The sequence below is a fragment of the Marinobacter maritimus genome (assembly GCF_007671675.1).
Classification (GTDB): Bacteria; Pseudomonadota; Gammaproteobacteria; order Pseudomonadales; family Oleiphilaceae; genus Marinobacter; species Marinobacter maritimus.
Genome location: NZ_VCGW01000002.1, coordinates 231,914 through 246,771, shown reverse-complemented (window position 1 = coordinate 246,771; position 14,858 = coordinate 231,914). Strand labels below are relative to the sequence as shown.

Genomic DNA, 14,858 nt, shown 5'->3' with positions numbered 1-14,858 from the left:
GAGCCATGGATGGCGGAGCCCAAGCGTCACATGAACGTGCCGCAAGGAGCGTGTTTTGGAAACCTCACCCCGTCGTTCGCCTCCCCCAAGGTATGGATGATAGATGCTAGCACTAACCAGTATATGGACAACGATACTGCTCGCCGCCGCCGTCGCCCTGGGGCCGCTGGCCACCGACATGTATTTGCCGGCACTGCCGCAAATCGGCAGTGATTTCGGCACAGGCACCAGCCAGGTTCAGCTAACCCTGAGCCTGTACATGGTCGGTTTTGCCATAGCACAGCTGGTGTGCGGCCCTCTGGCTGACCGGTTTGGCCGCAAACCGATCATGATCGGCGGTTTTGTGCTGTTTGCCATCGCCAGCATTGGCTGTGCACTTGCCAGCAATATTGAAACCCTCATCCTGTGCCGCTTTTTGCAGGCGCTGGGCGGGTCAGCCGGGCCAGTTCTGGGGCGTGCCGCCATCCGGGACATCTACACACCTCGCGAAGCTGCAAAAATCATGGCGCTTCTTGCCAGTATCATGGCGCTTGCGCCTGCAGTTGCACCCACACTCGGCGGCTTGATGGTAGCCGGGCTGGGCTGGCACTCTATTTTTCTCGCACTGGGCGGCTACGCTCTGATCATGGCCGTAGTGGTCGCCTTCGGCATCCCGGAACCCATGCGCCCGGAATACCGTCAGCCGTTGAAGCCCTGCAGCCTGCTGCGAAACTATCGCGCCATAGGCACCGACATCAGCTTTCTCGGCTATACCCTGACCAACGCTCTGATTTTTTCCGGGCTGTTTGCGTTTCTTTCCGGTTCCTCGTTCGTACTGATTGATTTCCTTGAAATACCACCGCAACAGTTCGGCCTTTATTTCGCCGGCATCGTGGTGGGCTATGTAACCGGAAACCTTTTAGCGATCCGCCTTGGCAGCCGCATGGTACCGGATCAGATCCTCGTTCGCGGACTGGTCATTGCCGTTGCCGCTGGCGGCCTGATGGTTGCACTCGCGCTCGCTGAAGTCTTCAGTGTGTGGGCCGTTATCCTGCCCCAGGCCCTGTTTATGGCGGGTACCGGAATGGTTATGCCTCAAACCATGGCTGGCGCCATGGCCAACTTCCCGCGCATGGCTGGCTCCGCTTCGGCGCTGTTCGGCTTCGCACAAATGTCCGTCGCAGCCCTCGCCGGCATGCTTGTGGGTTATATGCACGACGGCACTTCGCTGGTGATGGCGGCCATCATTGCCATCTGCGCCGTTGCGTCTCTGGGCAGCTACCTCCTGCTGGTTCAGCGCCACCCTGCTCCAGGATTCGAGCCACAGACAGGATGAAAACTCATCCAAAATGGTCTAAACAGAGTAAGCTGGTTCTGAACATTTATGGAAAACAAGGAGCAACCCATGAGCACAGTAACTCTCGACGGCAACCCCATTGAACTGAGCGGCAAGTTTCCACAGATCGGCGACAACGTGCCGCCCTTCACGCTGACCAACAGCGGCCTGGAAGACGTAAAACTGGATAACTGGGCGGGAAAGCGCAAAATCCTGAACATCATCCCCAGCATCGACACGGGCGTGTGCGCCGCCTCCACTCGCAAATTCAACGAGAAAGCCGGCGCTCTGGATAACACCGTTGTGCTGGTTGTCTCCGCCGACCTACCGTTTGCAGCAGCCCGCTTTTGTGGCGCTGAAGGCCTGGAAAACGTCATAACGCTTTCATCCTTCCGGAACTACAGCTTCCAGCAGGACTACGGCGTCAGCATTCAGACCGGCCCACTGGCTGGCCTTTGCGCCCGCGCAGTGGTAGTTCTAGATGAGGATAACAAGGTTATCCACAGCCAGCTCGTCAACGAAATCAAAGACGAGCCCGACTACGATGCAGCGCTGAAAGTTCTCTGATCAGGCTTTCAAAGCCGCATTAGGAAATCCGGAGGAGAACTACCCGGGCCCGGGGCCTTTTGGGCGGATCGGCCTTCGCAGACTGTGCATTGCCAGGGATGGCAATGCCAAGCCCCCACGGATGGGTTTACGGCGTGTCTGCGGAGGCCGATCCGCCCGAAAGGCCAACTGCAAAGTAAACCTGTTAGACTTCAGCACCCCATTCCAGACCAAGGCACCACCTCCAACCCGTGAGCAATACCACCCACAACGCCAGCCTCCCCCGCCAGCTCTACACCATGACCTGGCCCATGCTGTTTGGCGTGCTCTCGCTGATGACGTTCCAGCTGGCTGACAGCGCCTTTATCGGCCAGCTCGGCCGCGACCCTCTGGCCGCTCTCGGCTTCACGCTCCCAATGCATCAGCTCATCATCGGACTACAGGTGGGCTTGGGCATTGCCACCACAGCGATCATTTCGCGAACCCTCGGCACCGGCGACGAACTCCGGGCGTTTCGCCTGGGCGGTTTGGTTGTTACCGTCGGCAGTGCACTGGTGTTTATACTTTGTATCGGCCTGTGGCTCCTGCAAAGCCCGATCATGACCGCCCTCGGGGCCGAAGACGCCCTGCTTCCTCTCGTGCGCAGCTACTGGATACCCTGGCTGTTCTCTGCCTGGATCGGAGCATTTCTCTACTTCGGCTACAGCATTTGCCGCTCCCACGGCAACACCAAATTGCCAGGCTACATGATGGTGGCCACCAGCCTTTCCAACATCGCCCTGGATCCGCTGTATATCTTTGTTTTCGACTGGGGGTTGCCCGGCGCCGCCTGGGCCACGGCTACCTCTTTTGGGGTCGGCTGCCTGTTTATATACCCCAAGCTACTGAAACGCGGCTGGGCCCGCTTCGACCTTCGCGAACTCGCTCTTGGCCGCGCCCTGAAACAGCTCAACAACATTATGGCCCCCGCCATGGTCAGCCAGCTCATGCCGCCAGCGTCAGCCATGCTGGCAACTGCCATGGTCGCGGGCTTCGGTTCTGCCGCTGTTGCCGCCTGGGGGCTGGGCACACGCCTCGAGTTTTTCTCCATTGTGGTGGTACTCGCGCTCACCATGTCCATGCCACCTATGATCGGCCGCATGCTGGGTGCCGGAGACATAGAACAGATTCGCACGCTGGTAAGGCTGGCGGTGCGTTTTGTGGTGATCTGGCAACTGGCCATTGGCCTGCTCTGGCTGATCGCCTCCGGCCTTGTCTCCGAACTGTTCAGCAGCGACCAACAAGTTCAGGACTTGCTCGGAGCCTACCTTGTGCGAGTGCCGCTCAGCTACAGCGGCCTTGGGGTGTGTATGCTGATGGTGTCGGTGTGCAACGCGCTTGGCCTGGCCATGAGGGCGCTACTGGTTTCGACATTGCGGTTGTTTCTGTGCTTCCTGCCACTGCTGTGGCTAGGCAGTCAGCTCGACGGCATCTATGGCCTGATGAGCGGTGCTCTGGTGGGTAACCTGCTCGCCGGAATCATGGCGTACAGCTTTTATCGCACCGGCATGAAGCAACTTCGAAAAAACGGAGGAAACTCAGGCAAAGCGTGACCGGAAACTTTCCGGCATGGGCACCACTTTCTTTTGAAGATAATCAAAAAACACGAATCCGTACTTCGCCAGAGCAACGGCCTGACCGCTCCCGACTTTGGTCACCCGAAACACAAAATCGCCACCGTATTTGTTGAAGTCCATTACACCGACCTCAAAGCGCAGCATTTCCGGAAAGAATGATTCCGACTGATACATGGTGGCCAGATCGGTCACGATAATACCCTCACCGCCGCTGTCGCTCTCTGGAATGTCGTAACTTATCAGGAACTGGGCTCGCGCTTCAGACAGCATGGATACCAATGCATCGTTGCCCAGGTGGTTAGCGCCGTTGATGTCGGTTGTTCGAACTTGCATGAGCGTTTCAAAACAGAATGCATCGTCAGGGAAAGAAAGTTCGATTCGGGCCACTGGAAAGATACCTGCCTGGCAAAGTGTCGAGGAATATCGGAAAGTGTCGAGGTGCGGAGCTGGATGATACTCTGTTTAGTGGCGGTGTTCACCTCAAGATCTGGTTGCGAAATCGCTTATCTTCATTTTCGATCTTTTAGCGCTGGGGTTACAGTTTTGAATAACGGAAACTCTATGGATATTCGACCTGCTGCCACGCTGGCACTGGTGAGAGATACCCGGAATGGTATTGAGATACTGCTGCTACAGCGCACTTGGGACGCGGTGTTTTTACCCGGCTATTACGTTTTTCCTGGCGGCGCGGTAGATCAGAAGGAATCCCACGGGCGTATGCATGCAGCTGGCCTGGAAGACACTGAAATCAGCCACACCATGAGTCTGAGCGACGGCGGCACGGATTACATGCTTGCCGCCGTCCGCGAATGCTTCGAAGAGGCCGGCGTGCTGCTGGCCGTCGATACCGAGCGGCGCACAATCAGCGGAGATCATGCCGCTCATGATGATCGCAAGGCCGTGTTCAGGGGCGAGCTGTCTCTGGCTGAACTTTGCCAAAAACACAACCTGACGATTCCGCTGGACAGGATGGCCTACCTCAGCCACTGGATCACCCCGCCCGGCCCTCCCCGGCGCTTCGATACCCGTTTTTTTGTGACTACAGCACCAGAGAACCAGCCTGTAAGCCATGATGGCGAAGAAACCATCAGCCACGTTTGGCTCAGCCCCGCACAAGCACTGGAAGAGCATCGTGCCGGCCATCGATTAATGACACTGCCGACCATAAGAACCCTGCGGGTTCTGCGGGACTTTGAGACCGTCGAAACTCTGATGCGCTACGCCTGGGCGAATCCGCCGGAATCCTACCCCAGCCAGCCATGGCCGGCCATCCGGCGCGGTAAACCGGTGATTCTGGAGCCTGGTGCGCCTGCTTACGATGAAGCTGCAAAGCTGGATCCGGAAGCTGAAGGCACTACAAAATCGGAGATTGTCCCCGGTGAAGCGGTTGAGGTTGCCGCAGGCGTGATTCGCCTTACAGCACCCAACCCCGGCGTGATGACTGGCCCGGGCACAAACACTTACATTCTGGGCCACGAGCGCTTTACCGTTCTGGACCCCGGCCCGAACCATGCGAGTCATATTGAGCGGATTCTCGAGGTTACCGGCGGGCAGATTGACGCTGTCATCGTCACCCATACCCATCTTGACCATTCCCCTGGCACCCGTGCACTGAAGGAAAAAACCGGCTGCAAGGTTTATGGCCAATCAGCCCCGGAAGGTGCCTCACAGGATCAGAAGTTTGCGCCCGACCATCAGCCTGAGCACGGCGATCTGATCAAAACCGATGCCGGCACCTTGAAAGTGCTGCACACGCCGGGGCACGCCTCTAACCACCTTTGTTTTCTGCTGAGAGACCAGGAGCTGCTGTTTTCGGGAGATCACATCATGCAAGGCTCAACGGTGGTCATAAACCCGCCAGACGGAGACATGAAAGCCTATCTGGAGTCACTCTACGATCTGCTGGCTGAGCCCGTTCGTTATATAGCACCAGCGCACGGCTTTTTGATGGGCAACCCGGAGGCCATCATCGATTACCTGATCACCCACCGCCTGTCGCGGGAGCACAAGGTTGCCAAGGCTCTCGACACGCTGTCCCCCGTAAGCCTTAAAGACCTGACCAGCAAGGCCTATGGTGATGTGCCAACGGCCATTCACGGTGTCGCTGCCCGCTCCGCACTGGCCCACCTGTTGAAACTGGAGACCGATGGCCGGGCCTTGCAGGAAGACGGGCTCTGGCGTGCAACACCCACCACCTGAGCCACGCCCCCGGCAGATACAAACTGAATCTGCCGACTTCTATTTTTTGGCGATAATGTACACAGCGTGCACTATGCCGGGGATATAGCCCAAAAGGGTCAGTAGTATGTTGATCCAGAAGTGCTTCCCGATACCTACCTGCAGGAACACGCCCAGCGGCGGTAACAAAATAGCAATAAGAATTCGCAAAAGGTCCATATTGTTTACTCTCTCCGTCGGTTATAACTGACCTTGCCTGTAAAGATTATCCCAGCAGGCTGGCCAGACCCATAATGTTACGCAAGTTCGTCTGAAGTTCATGGCAACACTATGAAAATGGCATTAAATCTTTGTTATTGCCATATTCATGAACACCACTCGACCTTTATCCTTGGGCCCTTGAAAATGACCCGCGAGGAATCATGCTGTTTTCCAGGCTGCAAAAGCTGACCGAGTTCAAATCCTTTCTATGTCTGCTGATGCTGGCTGTACCTGCCGTAACATTGGCAGACCCGCCCGCCGACAAAAAACAGGTGAAGGCCGCCCGTGAGATTCTGCTGGCAGAGCTGGCAGAAGACGAAAGCGTTGAAGATGTGGAGCAGTCGGAGCCACTGCGGAAAGCCCGCAAGGCGCCTGCGCCCGCCGTAGATGCTGCGCCGGAAAGCCCGAAACCAAAGCCTGCGCCCACGCCGAAGCCAAAAAAAGTAGCGCCCAATATAGACCTTAAAGACGTAGCACCGGCACCAACTCCGGAGCCACCGGCGGATCCGGGCAGTCAAAAAAGCCCAGACAACGAAGACCAGGAAACTCGAGACGCCGCGGAAGAAGCCACCCCCAACGCTGCAACGGAACCCCAAGAGCAACCGATCCCCGAACCGGAGGCAAAAGAGCCACCGCGCGCCAAAAATCTTGCGTTGCTTGGCAGTGAAGTCCTGCCTGGTACATCCACACGCCTTGGCTGGTCATCCGGTATTCAGATTGCAGGCCTCTCGCAGCCCACGCCGGTACTGGTAGTTAATGGCGCCAATGCAGGCCCGACCCTGTGCCTGACAAGTACAATTCATGGCGACGAACTCAATGGCATCGAGATTATCCGCCAGACCATGTACGACCTTGATCCGGAAAAGCTGAGTGGCAGCGTCGTGGGCATCCCCATTGTAAACCTGCCCGGCTTCGAACAGGGCAGCCGTTACCTGCCTGATCGCCGTGATTTGAACCGGCACTTTCCCGGCAGTAGAGATGGCAGCCTGGCTGATCGGATTGCCTACTCGCTTTTCGAAAACATTATCCGACACTGCGACATGCTGGTGGATATTCACACGGGCTCTTTGAAGCGTACCAACCTGCCGCAACTGCGTGCAGACATGAACAACCCGACGGTTGCAGAGTTCACCAGAGGCTTTGATCGCATGGCGGTGGTACACAGCAGTGGATCACCCGGGATGCTTCGCACCGCAGCCGTCAATGCAGGTATTCGTGCAGTCACGCTGGAAGCCGGCGAATCCCACCGCATTCAGGAGCACCAGATTGATGCCGGCGTAAACAGCCTGACCAGCCTGATGGAAAAACAGGGGATGATCTCCCGTATGTTTGTATGGGGGGATCCGGAGCCGGTGTATTACGATTCAGCCTGGGTACGTGCAAACTATGGCGGCATTCTGTTCAGCAAGGTTGAGCTGGGCGCAAAGGTTTCCAAGGGTCAGGTTCTTGGGCATATTGCGGATCCGATCACCAACGCCCAATACCCTATTAACGCCAGTAGCGATGGCCGCATAATCGGCATGGCGGTGGATCAGGTGGTTATGGCGGGTTTTGCCGCCTACCACATTGGTACCAAGGCAAAAGTTCCAGGAGAATAGTACCCTATCGTTTTTGCGCTTTCGCAAATGACCGACAGGAGCTGATGTGTCTTCAGGAAACAGTCCGGCCAGATCTGCCACTCTCACTTACGCAGGCCTGGTTCTGACTCCACTGTTCTGGGCCGGCAATGCCGTTGTTGCACGGGGCACGGTTGACAGCATACCGCCCTTTTCCATGGCGTTCTGGCGCTGGGTGATTGCGCTCGCGATTTTACTGCCTTTCGCCCTACCCGGTATCTGGCGACACCGTAGTGTGATCCGTCAGCATCTGGGCTCGATGTTGGTACTCGCCACGTTCAGCGTTGGCGCCTTTAACTCACTGCTGTATGTTGCTGCGGTTACCACTACCGCCACCAACATCGCCCTGATCAATGCCACCATTCCGATTTTCGTATCACTGCTGGCGTGGATTGTTCTGGGCGATCGCACACGGCCAATTCAGGCTCTGGGAATCGCGCTGGCAATCTTTGGCATTCTCACCGTGGTGGCACGGGGGGATCTATCAGTACTCACGGGCCTGCAAGCCCAACCGGGGGACCTGATTATGGTGGCCGCCGTGTTCAGCTGGGGCCTGTTTTCCGTACTGCTCAGACGCCAGGCCGTGCCTCTGCCGGGGTTTACCTTCCTCAGCACGCAGATTCTACTTGGCACTCTGGTTATCCTGCCGTTTTACCTGGGCGACCTGCTGTTCTTCTCAGGGGGCTTTGAGCTGACCCGGCAAACGGCCATGCCGCTTGCCTACTTCGCGATCTTCCCGGGGATTCTCGCCTACGGTTTCTGGAATTACGCGGTGCACAGCATAGGACCGTCACGGGCGGCCATATTCATTTACCTGACACCGGTGTTTGCCTCAATTCTCGCCAGCATTTTCCTGGGGGAATCGCTGGGGCTGTTCCATGTTATTGGCGGGGCGTTTATCCTCGCCGGGTTACTACTGGCAACCCGAGCCGGCCGACATACACCGGATTACAGCAAATTGCGTTGATACACGTAAAGGAGCCCATCATGCTTATGAAATCCACGTTCAGATCCTTTCATCACACGCTGGCGTCGTTACTGCTGGTGTTATGTATTACAGCACTCGGTTCTGCCGCCAACGCCCAGAGCAGTGAGACCTCCCAGGTTAAAACACCGGACCCAGCCACAAACTCAACCAGCACATCTGGCGAAAGCGCGTCTGGCCTATGCGAGCGCCCGGAACAGTGGCTTTGGGCCGAGACCTACCAAGAGGGTGAAATGGCCTTCCACGGCAGCAAAGTGTGGAAAGCCGTCGAAGAAACCAGCGGAGATATGCCGGGGATGAGTGAGCCATCGCGCTGGGAACTTGTCGACGACCACTGTTCTATAGTTGACCAGTAGTCCGCCGAATGGCTGGCAGTGCCGCTTCAATACGCTGTAGCACATCGGCCAGTACCGCCGTGGGGCAGCCAATGTTGAGCCGCATGAAACCACTGCCTTGCTCGCCAAATGAGACGCCGGGATTCATACCCACGCCGGCGTCTTCCACAAAAAACCGTTTCAAAGCGGCATCATTCATGCCCAGGTTTCGGCAATCGAGCCACATGAGGTAGGTGCCTTCGGGCGCGCTGGTACGAATGCCAGGCAGGCGGGCGTTAACCGTTTCCACCACAAAATCCCGGTTCTTTCGTAAATACACCATCAGGTCATCCAGCCAGGGCGCACCATAGCGATAACCCGCTTCAAATCCTGCAATGCTGAACGGATTACACTGCGGCACATGCATGGAATCAAACACCGCTTTCATGGCATTGCGCTGTTCGCGATCCGGTATGACCAGAGCAGACAGACCTAGCCCCGGCAAGTTAAAGCTTTTGCTCGGCGCCACCGCTGTTATCAGGGCATCGTCCCGCCCGGCAAGCGTTGCCAGCATTTTGTGTCGGGGTTTGTCGGTAAAGGTGAGATCGCAGTGGATTTCATCGGAAATCACCGTCAGCTCATGGCGACGGGCAATATCCAGCACGGCCTTGAGCTCCGGTTCCGACCAGATACGTCCGACCGGGTTGTGAGGCGAACACAGCATCAGAAGCCTGGCATCCGGGCGCGCAGCGCAGGTTTCCAGATGCTCCAGATCCATCCGGTATTCCCCGGTTTCATCGTCACAGACCAGCGGGTTCTCAATCACTACCCGGCCACTGAGCTGCACGGAGCTGAAGAACGGTGGATATACCGGTGGTTGCACAATCACCCCCTCACCCGGGGCCGCATAGGCCATACAGGCCGCATGCAAGGACGGCACCACACCCGGCGCCATCAATATCCACTCGCGCTGGATTTTCCAGCCGTGTCGCTCACGAAACCAGTCCATTATTGACTCGAACAGGCTGTCTGGAAACAGGGTATAGCCATAAACCGGGTGCGCGGCACGCTTCGAAAGCGCCCGGGTGACGGCCTCTGGGGCGGCAAAATCCATGTCCGCTACCCAGACCGGAATCACATCCTCACGGCCAAACACCGCCCGGCGGGCATCAAACTTGACCGAGCAGGTATTTTCTCGGGAAAGAGGCTGATCAAAAGAGTCTGTCACTGGCGCACTCCACAATCGGTAAACAGTTGGATAACTCTTGTTTTTATTGTGGGGGGGTATTGTCCTCCCGGCAACCGCGCCCTCGAACACAAGCATTCTTCTTTGGTCGAACAGGATGCAATAATACTTGCCGAATTACCCACATACTTGCGAACCTAACGGTTTATCTGCGCAAACCCTCCCCGCGCCTTTGGAGTTGTTAATGATTGGTCAGATCCTGTCGACCCTGCTGCCTGTCTTCCTCATTGCCGGCTGCGGAGCCCTGTACGGACGATTTCGCACGCCGGATATTCGCGGGCTGAACGTTCTGAACATGGAACTGTTTGTTCCCATGCTGATCTTCGCCGTATTGGCAGACCAGAAGGCGCCATTGCAGGACTATGCCGGGCTTGCGCTGGCGGCAACGGTTGTGGTTCTGGGCTCGGGAGTCATTCTGTATCCGCTGACCCGGCTTCTTAACCTGAATCCGAAAACCTTTCTGCCGCCCATGATGTTCAACAACTCAGGCAACATGGGGCTCCCACTGCTGGTTCTCGCCTTTGGCGAGGCGGCGCTGCCCGCAGCCGTTGTGCTGTTTATCGTGGAAATGCTACTGCACTTTTCCGTGGGCCTGCACATGCTTGATCCACACACCTCCATTATTCAGCGCCTCAGACTACCAGTTGTGTTTGCCAGCATCGCCGGACTGACCGTGAACCTTGGGGGCGTAATGCTGCCAGACTGGCTACTGCAAACCCTGAACATGCTTGGTGAAGTCTGCATACCGCTTATGCTGTTTACCTTGGGCGTACGCATGCTGGATGTCGACTTCAGCGACTGGAAGCTGGGCATGCTCGGCGCCATCGCCTGCCCGCTAAGTGGTTTGCTGCTCGCCTGGCCCATGATTTATCTGCTGGACTTGCCTGGCCTCCAGGTTGCGGCACTCTGGGTATTCGCCGCTCTGCCACCGGCAGTGCTTAACTATATGGTCGCGGAGCAATACCAGCAGGAACCCCATAAAGTCGCATCATTGGTACTATTGAGTAATTTGGGAAGCCTCATTGTCATGCCGATCGTGCTAGGGCTGGTTTTTGCCGCAGATTATTTTTGAGGAAACCATGCATGTCTGAAGCCATCGCGGTTGTACGCGCTTCCCGACCCAACTTTCTGGTTCTTGCACCTCTGTGTGTCGGGCAGGGGGTTGCAGTGGCGTGGCAACAGGGCGAACCACCAGCGTTGCTGGACACGCTGTTAGTCTTCGTGGGTGCCTTGCTGGCACATGCGGCGGTGAATCTGCTCAATGAATACGAGGATTTCGAGTCCGGGCTGGATCTGATCACCACCCGAACACCGTTTTCCGGCGGCAGCGGCGCACTTCCGGAGGTTCCCCGGGCCGCAAAACGTGTGTTGGCGGCAGCCATTTGCACTCTGGTCCTGGTGATCCTTATTGGCCTGTATTTTCTCTGGCAACGCGGTCTGCCGATGCTGGTTCTGGGCACCGCCGGAGTGGCGCTTGTGCTTACTTATACCCGCTGGATTACCCGTTCCCCCTTGCTGTGCCTGCTTGCACCAGGCATCGGGTTTGGGCCGGTGATGATTCTGGGCACGCTGGTAGCACTTGGAGCAAAACTTGATGCCACCGCCATTACCGTATCCCTGATCAGCCTGCTGCTGGTGAGCGAGCTGCTACTGATCAACCAGATACCGGATGCAGAGGCAGATCGCAAAATAGGTCGCCGTCATCTTGTCATCACCTTCGGCACGCTTTTCGCCGCGCGGCTGGTGTCCGCCCTGTTTGTTGCGGGCTACGCCGTTCTGATAACGGGCATATTCGCCGGCTGGTTGCCATGGCCGTCGATACTGTCACTGGTAACCGCTCCCTTCGCACTCTGGCTTGCCTGCAAGCTACCCGGAGCTATTGATCAGCCAGACGCCCTCAACGTGTTGCTAGGCACCAACGTCGCGATTCTTTTGGCCACACTGGCGCTGCTGATTGTTGGCTTGAGCCTGTAAACCTGGGGTCAGGCAATAATCAGGTTCGAGTAATAAATACAGCGACAAGTCTGTACTCACGCGCTGCTCTTGCATGTGCGAGTACTTTGGCCGAAGGTTAAAACTGGTATTCTCTGATTTAATCCACGATACGGAGGTCTGCCCATGAGTGTACTTTTACTGCTCATCAGTGCCCTGATTTTGATCTATCTGGGAGTTGGCGGCACCACCGCTGCTCTGGTGATGTCCATCGCCACTCTGGTGGGCGTGTTCCAGGATGAGTGGCATCTTGCCAGTGTCCTGTTTGGTGGCCTTTTTCTCGCCTTAGCTCTGATTCTGGTTATTCCCAGCGAGCTGCGTCTCGACAAGTTCAGCCGACCGCTACTGGGCTGGGTTCGCAGCCGCCTTCCCAAACTATCGTCCACCGAAGAAGAAGCCCTGAAATCCGGCTCTGTGGACTGGGATGGCGAGCTGTTCTCCGGCAAGCCGCAATGGTCAAAGCTGCTCGACGCCAAGCCTGCGCACCTGACCAGCGAAGAGCAGGCGTTCCTCGATGGCCCGGTGGAGAAACTCTGTGGCATGCTGGATGACTGGAAGATTACCCACGAACACTACGATCTGCCGGACAAAGCCTGGAAGTTTATCCGTGAAAACGGATTTTTCGGCTTGGTGATTCCGAAAGAAGACGGCGGCATGGGCTTCTCCAACACCGCCCATTCAGAAATCGTGATGAAGATTTCTACCCGCAGCGTGTCTGCGGCGGTCACCGTGATGGTACCCAACTCCCTCGGCCCGGGTGAGTTGCTGATGCATTACGGTACTGACGAACAGAAAAAACACTACCTGCCGCGGCTGGCCGGTGGCGAGGAAATTCCCTGCTTTGCCCTTACCTCCCCGATCGCGGGCTCCGATGCAGGCGCCATTCCGGACAAAGGCATTGTGTGCAAGGGCGAGTGGAACGGCAAAGAAGTGCTGGGCCTGAAAGTCACCTGGAACAAGCGTTACATCACCCTGGCTCCGGTCGCCACACTGATTGGCCTGGCCATCAAGGTTTACGATCCGGAAAAACTGCTGGGCGATAATGCCGACATCGGCGTGACCTGCGTGATGGTTCCCCGCGAAACCGAAGGTGTACACGCAGGCGCTCGACACCTGCCCATGAACACCGTATTCATGAACGGCCCGACCTGGGGCACCGAAGTGTTCATCCCCATGGATCAGGTTATCGGTGGTCAGGATATGCTCGGCAAGGGCTGGACCATGTTGCTGGAGTGTCTCTCCATTGGCCGCTCCATTTCCCTGCCCGCGCTGGGTACCGGTGCTGGCAAGGTTGCCAGCCTCGCGACCGGTTCCTACGCCTACACCCGCGAGCAGTTTGGCCGCTCCATCAGTCAGTTTGAAGGTGTACAGGAAGCCCTAGAGCCCATCGCCGGCTATACCTACATGATGGATGCAGCCCGCCTGTTGACCTCCGGCATGCTGGATAGAGGCGTGCGACCGGCGGTACCTTCAGCGTTGCTGAAATACCGCAACACCGATCTTATGCGAATCGTGATCAACCACGCCATGGACGTGGTAGCAGGCCGTGGCGTGATTACCGGCCCCCGCAACTTCATGGCCCGCGCCTACAACGCAGTGCCCATTGGCATTACGGTAGAAGGTGCAAACATCCTGACCCGCAGCCTGATGGTGTTTGGCCAGGGCGCCATTCGCTGCCATCCGTTTATTGTTGAAGAAATCGCAGCCGCCGGTATGGAAGATGAGGACAACGCCGCGAAAAAGTTCGACGGCATCTTCTATCGGCATCTGGCCCATACCACTCGAAATGCTCTGCGGGCGCTGGTTCTGGGCCTTACCGGAGGGCTGCTGGAATCGGTACCCAGGCAGGGCGGCATCAAATCATCGTATCGTCAGCTTGCCCGCTTCTCGGCGGGGTTTGCACTGATGACCGATGTAACTCTGCTGTCCGTAGGCGGTGGTCTCAAAGCCCGGCAGAGGCTGTCCGGGCGTATGGCGGACTGCCTGGTGCAGCTGTATTACGCGTCGGCGGTGATCAAGCAATGGCATGAAGAGGGCTACCCGGACGATCAGCGGCCGCTGGTAGAGTGGTGTCTGCAAACCTGCCTGCGGGATCTGCAGCACTCCATGCGTGAGGCAATTATCAACTTCCCGGTACCTGCCTTGCGCTGGCCTTTGCGTCTGCTGGTGTTCCCACTGGGTGCCACCGGTCTTAACGGGCCCGATGACAAGCTGGGCACCCGCGTGGCCGCCAGCATTGTTGAAGACACCCCGCTACGCCAGCGCATCAGCCGCGGCGCCTACACCACCATGGATCCCGACGATTCTCTTGGCCGTGTTCTGAATGCCTATAAACTGGCAAACGAAACCGCCGACATGCGCGGCCGTTTACATGATGCGGTTCGCAATCGCGACGAGGACGACCTGGACGGTATCGCACTGCTGATGGGCCATCAGCGCAAAGAGCTTGTAGATTGGGCCTGCGCTGAAGGCGTCGTAAAGGCAGATGAATGCGATAAACTTGAGGAAGCACTGACTGCTCTGTACGACGTTATACGCGTGGACGCCTTTGATGAGGAGGGTCTGAAGGCGCTGTCCCGGTGCGCCAAGGGCAAACGCAAAGTGGTTGAAAGGCCTGCCAGGGATTAGACCACTTGATTAAAAGGCGACGTAAGCGAGCCCTTAACTGATAACTGCCGGGCCTTGCCCGGCGGTTATTCAATGCACTTTTATTCAATACGCTTTCAATACACTCTCCTCGCAAAACCCAGTGCTGCCTTTTCAGCCCACAGCTCACCGCCTGAAATTTA

13 protein-coding genes are annotated in these 14,858 nt (G+C 57.1%); 10 read left to right on the top strand and 3 right to left on the bottom strand.

Features of this window, described 5'->3' with window-relative positions:
• The first annotated feature begins 103 nt into the window (after nucleotides 1-103).
• From FFI90_RS08250 to FFI90_RS08240, 3 genes are all read left to right on the top strand, one after another.
• Nucleotides 104-1,315 carry a Bcr/CflA family multidrug efflux MFS transporter gene (locus FFI90_RS08250; RefSeq protein WP_144777502.1) on the top strand — a complete coding sequence of 404 codons (1,212 nt, stop codon included), beginning with the start codon at nucleotides 104-106 and terminating at the stop codon, nucleotides 1,313-1,315.
• A 69-nt stretch (nucleotides 1,316-1,384) separates the two neighbouring features.
• Nucleotides 1,385-1,882, top strand: coding sequence for a thiol peroxidase (gene tpx / locus FFI90_RS08245; protein WP_144777500.1), 498 nt, complete (start codon nucleotides 1,385-1,387; stop codon nucleotides 1,880-1,882).
• 278 nt (nucleotides 1,883-2,160) lie between these two features.
• Nucleotides 2,161-3,453: an MATE family efflux transporter gene (locus FFI90_RS08240; RefSeq protein ID WP_144778279.1), complete on the top strand. Its 1,293-nt coding sequence runs from the start codon at nucleotides 2,161-2,163 to the stop codon at nucleotides 3,451-3,453.
• On the opposite strand, the gene FFI90_RS08235 is transcribed toward FFI90_RS08240, so the two are convergent.
• Nucleotides 3,439-3,864 (bottom strand): thioesterase family protein, encoded by a 426-nt coding sequence (locus FFI90_RS08235; RefSeq protein WP_144777498.1) that lies wholly within the window; start codon nucleotides 3,862-3,864, stop codon nucleotides 3,439-3,441. The genes FFI90_RS08240 and FFI90_RS08235 overlap by 15 nt on opposite strands.
• 174 nt (nucleotides 3,865-4,038) lie before the next feature.
• Between FFI90_RS08235 and FFI90_RS08230 the strand changes: the two genes are divergently transcribed.
• The gene (locus FFI90_RS08230) at nucleotides 4,039-5,676 is read left to right on the top strand and encodes an MBL fold metallo-hydrolase (RefSeq protein ID WP_144777496.1); all 1,638 of its coding nucleotides are present in this window, start codon (nucleotides 4,039-4,041) and stop codon (nucleotides 5,674-5,676) included.
• A gap of 39 nt (nucleotides 5,677-5,715) precedes the next feature.
• Here FFI90_RS08230 and FFI90_RS08225 read toward each other — a convergent pair whose 3' ends face one another.
• Nucleotides 5,716-5,874 (bottom strand): YqaE/Pmp3 family membrane protein, encoded by a 159-nt coding sequence (locus FFI90_RS08225; RefSeq protein ID WP_144777495.1) that lies wholly within the window; start codon nucleotides 5,872-5,874, stop codon nucleotides 5,716-5,718.
• Between the two features lie 203 nt (nucleotides 5,875-6,077).
• On the opposite strand from FFI90_RS08225, the gene FFI90_RS08220 reads away from it, so the two are divergent.
• Genes FFI90_RS08220 through FFI90_RS08210 form a run of 3 tightly spaced genes read left to right on the top strand, consistent with a single transcriptional unit; the run spans nucleotide 6,078 to nucleotide 8,873 of the window.
• Nucleotides 6,078-7,514: a succinylglutamate desuccinylase/aspartoacylase family protein gene (locus FFI90_RS08220; RefSeq protein ID WP_144777493.1), complete on the top strand. Its 1,437-nt coding sequence runs from the start codon at nucleotides 6,078-6,080 to the stop codon at nucleotides 7,512-7,514.
• Between the two features lie 46 nt (nucleotides 7,515-7,560).
• Entirely contained in the window at nucleotides 7,561-8,499 is a 939-nt protein-coding gene (locus FFI90_RS08215) for a DMT family transporter (protein WP_144777491.1), read from the top strand.
• 20 nt (nucleotides 8,500-8,519) lie between these two features.
• Nucleotides 8,520-8,873, top strand: coding sequence for a hypothetical protein (locus FFI90_RS08210; RefSeq protein WP_144777489.1), 354 nt, complete (start codon nucleotides 8,520-8,522; stop codon nucleotides 8,871-8,873).
• Here FFI90_RS08210 and FFI90_RS08205 read toward each other — a convergent pair.
• Complete coding sequence (locus FFI90_RS08205; RefSeq protein ID WP_246123440.1) at nucleotides 8,857-10,059, bottom strand: MalY/PatB family protein; 1,203 nt, start codon at nucleotides 10,057-10,059, stop codon at nucleotides 8,857-8,859. The genes FFI90_RS08210 and FFI90_RS08205 overlap by 17 nt on opposite strands.
• Nucleotides 10,060-10,261: 202 nt before the next feature.
• Here FFI90_RS08205 and FFI90_RS08200 point away from each other — a divergent pair, with 202 nt between their 5' ends.
• The 3 genes from FFI90_RS08200 (at nucleotide 10,262) to FFI90_RS08190 (ending at nucleotide 14,697) form a co-directional block, all read left to right on the top strand.
• The gene (locus FFI90_RS08200) at nucleotides 10,262-11,149 is read left to right on the top strand and encodes an AEC family transporter (RefSeq protein ID WP_144777486.1); all 888 of its coding nucleotides are present in this window, start codon (nucleotides 10,262-10,264) and stop codon (nucleotides 11,147-11,149) included.
• A gap of 11 nt (nucleotides 11,150-11,160) precedes the next feature.
• Nucleotides 11,161-12,051 carry a prenyltransferase gene (locus FFI90_RS08195; RefSeq protein ID WP_144777484.1) on the top strand — a complete coding sequence of 297 codons (891 nt, stop codon included), beginning with the start codon at nucleotides 11,161-11,163 and terminating at the stop codon, nucleotides 12,049-12,051.
• A 144-nt stretch (nucleotides 12,052-12,195) separates the two neighbouring features.
• Nucleotides 12,196-14,697 carry an acyl-CoA dehydrogenase gene (locus FFI90_RS08190; protein ID WP_144777482.1) on the top strand — a complete coding sequence of 834 codons (2,502 nt, stop codon included), beginning with the start codon at nucleotides 12,196-12,198 and terminating at the stop codon, nucleotides 14,695-14,697.
• Nucleotides 14,698-14,858 lie beyond the last annotated feature (161 nt).

Excerpts from the sequence above, each read along its gene's own strand:
- FFI90_RS08220 (WP_144777493.1), top strand. The coding sequence starts at position 6,078 with ATGCTGTTTTCCAGGCTGCAAAAGCTGACCGAGTTCAAATCCTTTCTA.
- FFI90_RS08240 (WP_144778279.1), top strand. The coding sequence starts at position 2,161 with ATGACCTGGCCCATGCTGTTTGGCGTGCTCTCGCTGATGACGTTCCAG.
- FFI90_RS08200 (WP_144777486.1), top strand. The coding sequence starts at position 10,262 with ATGATTGGTCAGATCCTGTCGACCCTGCTGCCTGTCTTCCTCATTGCC.
- FFI90_RS08210 (WP_144777489.1), top strand. The coding sequence starts at position 8,520 with ATGCTTATGAAATCCACGTTCAGATCCTTTCATCACACGCTGGCGTCG.
- FFI90_RS08250 (WP_144777502.1), top strand. The coding sequence starts at position 104 with ATGCTAGCACTAACCAGTATATGGACAACGATACTGCTCGCCGCCGCC.
- tpx (WP_144777500.1), top strand. The coding sequence starts at position 1,385 with ATGAGCACAGTAACTCTCGACGGCAACCCCATTGAACTGAGCGGCAAG.
- FFI90_RS08190 (WP_144777482.1), top strand. The coding sequence starts at position 12,196 with ATGAGTGTACTTTTACTGCTCATCAGTGCCCTGATTTTGATCTATCTG.
- FFI90_RS08230 (WP_144777496.1), top strand. The coding sequence starts at position 4,039 with ATGGATATTCGACCTGCTGCCACGCTGGCACTGGTGAGAGATACCCGG.
- FFI90_RS08225 (WP_144777495.1), bottom strand. The coding sequence starts at position 5,874 with ATGGACCTTTTGCGAATTCTTATTGCTATTTTGTTACCGCCGCTGGGC.
- FFI90_RS08195 (WP_144777484.1), top strand. The coding sequence starts at position 11,161 with ATGTCTGAAGCCATCGCGGTTGTACGCGCTTCCCGACCCAACTTTCTG.